Source organism: uncultured Mucilaginibacter sp. (genome assembly GCF_903913935.1).
Lineage (GTDB): Bacteria > Bacteroidota > Bacteroidia > Sphingobacteriales > Sphingobacteriaceae > Mucilaginibacter.
The window spans coordinates 1-4,585 of the sequence record NZ_CAIWNH010000436.1; the positions used below are offsets into that span (position 1 = coordinate 1).

3 protein-coding genes are annotated in these 4,585 nt (G+C 42.0%); 1 reads left to right on the forward strand and 2 read right to left on the reverse strand.

Annotated elements, in window-relative coordinates; all coding sequences use genetic code 11:
• Nucleotides 1-274 precede the first annotated feature (274 nt).
• Nucleotides 275-1,423, forward strand: coding sequence for an alpha/beta hydrolase-fold protein (locus tag QZY09_RS17490; protein WP_295674465.1), 1,149 nt, complete (start codon nucleotides 275-277; stop codon nucleotides 1,421-1,423).
• Between the two features lie 80 nt (nucleotides 1,424-1,503).
• Here the strand turns inward: QZY09_RS17490 and QZY09_RS17495 are convergent, their stop codons facing one another.
• A complete protein-coding gene (locus tag QZY09_RS17495; RefSeq protein WP_295674467.1) occupies nucleotides 1,504-2,412 on the reverse strand; it encodes a TonB-dependent receptor plug domain-containing protein in 909 nt (302 codons plus the stop codon).
• A 50-nt stretch (nucleotides 2,413-2,462) separates the two neighbouring features.
• Nucleotides 2,463-3,962: a hypothetical protein gene (locus QZY09_RS17500; protein ID WP_295674469.1), complete on the reverse strand. Its 1,500-nt coding sequence runs from the start codon at nucleotides 3,960-3,962 to the stop codon at nucleotides 2,463-2,465.
• Nucleotides 3,963-4,585 lie beyond the last annotated feature (623 nt).

Consider the following 4,585-nt stretch of genomic DNA (forward strand, 5'->3'; position numbering starts at 1 on the left):
AGCATGTGACTAATTTACACTTAGGTTTAATAAATGCAAATATTATATAAAAGATAATTTTGGGGGTAAATAATCATCCTAATTTAACTTTAAAGAAACACAAAAATGAGTTGTATTATTTAACAATTTTTTTAATAAAAAGCCTTTAATGTAATAAATTATGAAGTTTTGTTTTAATATTAGTGTAAAAAATACACAATCGATAATTTTACTCATAGGCAACCCATTTCCGGGAACGTTCCCGGAAAAATAACTGTTAATAAGACATTTTTTAATGAGGAAAAAAATAATTTTCTGCGCGTTTTTGCTTTTCGGCCAAAATTTTTTGTTAAAAGGACAGCAAAAAGTGGTCTTTAAAACGGTCATAAAAGCCAACCTGTTAGTGTCAAGCATACACTTATTTTTAGCGGGCAATTTTAACAACTGGAATCCGGCTGATTCTGCATGGCAATTGCGCCCGGTTGGAGAGAGCATATTTGAGCTGAAAAGAGAACTCATGAAAGGGGTTTACCAATTTAAAGTGACCAAAGGAAGCTGGCAATCGGTTGAATGCACCGCGGACGGAAAGCCTGTTGAAAACCGCAGCCTCGTCCTCACCAAAGATACTGCCATCAACCTGGATGTTGCCGGCTGGCAGGATGATTTTGCGAAGGCTGAAAAAACACACACGGCAGGCAGGCATGTGCATATCATTAGCGATAAATTTGATATTCCCCAGCTGGGGCGTCAACGGCGGGTGTGGATCTACCTTCCTGCTGGTTATTCATCGTCAAAAAAGAACTACCCGGTAATTTATATGCACGACGGGCAAAACCTGTTTGATGAATATACATCGGGTTATGGCGAATGGGGTATCGATGAAATATTGGATAAAATCCCTGATGCAAAACAATCTGTTATAGTGGGTATTGACCATGGCGGCGATAACAGGATCACTGAATATGACCCGTACGACTCCAGGTATGGAAAGGGCAGGGGCGATGATTACACCCGTTTTATTGTACAAACGCTTAAGCCTTATATTGATAAGCATTATCATGTAAAAAAAGGCGCGGCGTACACAACCATTGCAGGCAGTTCGATAGGGGGCTTAATATCCATGTATGCCGCCCTTAAATACCCGGGAGTATTCGGCAATGCAGGCATCTTTTCCCCGGCATTCTGGATAGCGCCTGAAATTTATACTTATGCCCAAAACGCAAAATTGCCCGTCTCCTCGCGGTTTTATTTTGTTTGCGGGGATGCCGAAAGCGATAGTATGGTAACGGATATTCAAAAAATGGCGGGTATCATCCGCTTAAAAGTTAAAAACAGCGCCAGCGTGCCGGTTGTCATCATAAAAGGAGCCAGCCATAACGAAAAACAATGGAACGGCGATTTTCCCGGTTTTTATAATTGGTTGATGGGGAGGCCGGAAGATTAAAAAGGTATTTGTTTTGGATGATGTAATATATAAATGCAATTGCCCCGAAAGATAAGTCCGAAACAGTAAGGAGTTTCTATTTACTCCACTTTATACCTGTAAACCAGCCTGCCCAAATTGCCGTCATCATTTATACCTTCTATCACCACCCGGTAGGTGCCTTTGGTGCCCCCGTTATAATAATTTAGGGTGGTTTTACCATCATTACCGGTAATGATATTGGGGCTCCAGAAAATAGTACCGCGCAAATCAGCTGCCAGGGCCTTGTCTTGCGGGGTATCATATTTGGGGGAGTAAAATTCGTGCGCTTTGTAAAAGCCGTTATAAATATATCGTAAAGTACCGGGCGCCGGTGCCATTTCTAAATAACTTTTATCGCCGGCTCTCTTCGTTGTTATTACTAAAGCGCCCCCACCGGCTCTGCCTCCATATATGCCTAAATAAGAACCACTTTTCAATACCTCAATGCTGTGAATAATACTCGGGTTTAAATCCTCTAATTTAATATCATTGTTTATAGCCCCATCAATAATCAAGACCATCACCGGTGGCCCGTGGATACCAATTGTTCGTAAATTATGCGGTATTCCATTAATAATTTCCACCCCGGTTATTATGCCGACCAGGCAATCGGCAAGATTTACACATCCCTTCAATTCAGTATCCATTATAACCTGGTCCGCGTTACCTGGTCCGTTAAGATTGTCCGAAGTGCTTAAGTCAGGTTTTTTACGGTGATATACTTTATGCGCTTTAACGGTAACCTCTTTCAGCATACGCCGGTTGCGGAGATCCATAATTTGCTGTACTCGTTTTTGAACACTGTCCGGCTTTATTGCTGCAGGCAGTTCAGCGGTTATTGTATTAATGAAGGTGGCCTGCTTTTGCTTTATCACCGGCGCGTACCCCGGCTTGTTGATACTGATGTTTACATTATTGTTGTTGTTGGTCTTTTTAGCGCTCAGCAGTACTCTGGCTGAATCGGGCAATTCTGGGTTTTTAAAAATGAAACTACCCTCCGCATTGGTAACCGTATCCGTTATATAATTATCTTTTGCGGCGATAAGTGAGATTTTGGCATAAGGTACGTGCCCGTATAGGTTTTGATGCTGCCGGCCAGGTCAAGCGTCGTTTCGGGTTGATAAGCAATTTGCGCAGGGGTATTGTTCAATATCTGTTTCCATTCAAAACGCTGGTAACCCTGGGTTAGCAGCAATACATCCAGGTCGGCGCGGGTTTGGTCATTGGTATTGGTAAAATAATAACCCGGTTTTTCTACAAAGCCTTTTAAATCTGAAGTGAGCAACAGGCTGCTGAAGATCTCGAGATCCGATGCTTCATCGCCGAGCAACATACTTTCATTAGTTACCGCTGCGGAAAAGGCGCCCATTACCGGCTGACCGGCCGCGTTTTTCACATCCAGGTTAAGCGTCACTTTTTGCCCGGGCGAAAAAGTTTTACCCGGGTTATTGAGTTTAAGCTGCAGGGTATCGTCATTCTGGATAAAAGCCGAACGTTCGTTTAAAGGCTCGCCATCGCCGGCAAACAGGGTAAACTGCACAATGCCTGTCGGGAAACGTTTTTTATCAATTGCGGCGGTAAAAACCTGGTCCTCCAGCGTGCTTTGAGCGGTATAGTAGATCTTGCCGCCCGATTGGGCGATCACATAAAACGCGCTGTGCTGTTTTTGCTGAAACAAAGCTTCGTTTGCGGCTACCTTCAAAAAAATGCTGTCGGGCCGGCTGTTATTTACTCCCAGTGTAAAACCTGCTGCCTTTGCTTTGGGGAGGTCAACCTCAAAAGCCGTTTCGCCGATGCCTGTTTTTATCCTTGCCTTATAGGTTTTACCACTTTGCGGGGTAAAGGCAAAAACGCCCATACCCAGGTGCTGTGTGGCGAAATCAACTATCACATTGCCTTCATTATCCACTATCGTTCCGTTAATATCCCGCCCCATGCCGTTTTGCGCGACAGATTTAACCGCTACTTTGCAGCGCAGCCCGTTCACCAGTTCACCGCCTTCGGGGAAGAACTGCACATCGGGGTTTGTCTGCACGGTTTGTTTAACTATCGGCGGTGCATCATAGCCGCCGATATGGATCTTTTTATTAAAAAAATATTCGGAACCCGCATTGCGCATCCAGTTAGTATAGGCTCGGAGTTGGTATTCGCCCTGTTTGATGGCGCCGGTCAACACCAGGTCGCCCCAGGCTGCGTCGGAAGTTAAATGCAGGATCTGCCGCGAAACCACTGAATCTTTAGCATTGATGAGCTCGGTATACAATACGCCGCTTAAAGCCGATAGCTGGTGGTTTTTTCCTGCCACGGTGTAAGCTTTATACCAAATGGTGTCAAATACATCATAATTGCTTTTATCGGTTTGCAGGTAAACTTTTTCGATGGGGAGGGCTATCGATTGCTTCTCAAGCAAGGTATTAGTGTGGACTAAAAAAGAAGTATCCGTTTGGGCGTGTACTGTATTGTTGCTTAAATAAAAAATATTAAATATTAAAAAGGCAGCATAAATTTTACAAACCATAGCGCTGTTTTTAAGGTATATCGTCTGCTTAATATTATTTGTATCCTTTATTTTTGGATTAACTTTTAATACGTTTTGCTGTCTGTTAAAATTCCGCCTGTTTAATGTGTTCAAACAATTTTTTTCATCCGGGGAATTCTGGGTTTGTATATGCGTTATTTAAGTGGTATTTAATTTGAAAACTTTTCAAATAGCCTGTCTTTAATAGCTGGAGCTTTTTTTTGCATCCGGAAGCGTAATTCATTTACAATTGGCTTAGGTAAAAAAAATCCTACGCTATTTGGTTATTTATTTTTCAAAATAGCAAAATTGGTGTTTATAAAATAATTTATTACACCAATATGGTTATTGTATGTACGAATGCGGGTTTTGGAGGTGTTTTTCGGTTATAAAGTAAAGCTACAGATGGCAGAATAGATCAAATTTAAGTAGATGTATTTTAGATCTGTCATTTTTTTACAGGTGTTCCAGCTTCCACCACCTTGTCTTGTCCTGAAATAGGTTTACACATTAGTAAACTACAGATGGAGCAAAAAATAGAATTAGCAATTCTTTATGATCGGAATGTAAAGAAGATAACTTACCGTACTTTAGCAGTAAAGTATGGCATAAGCCGTACTCAA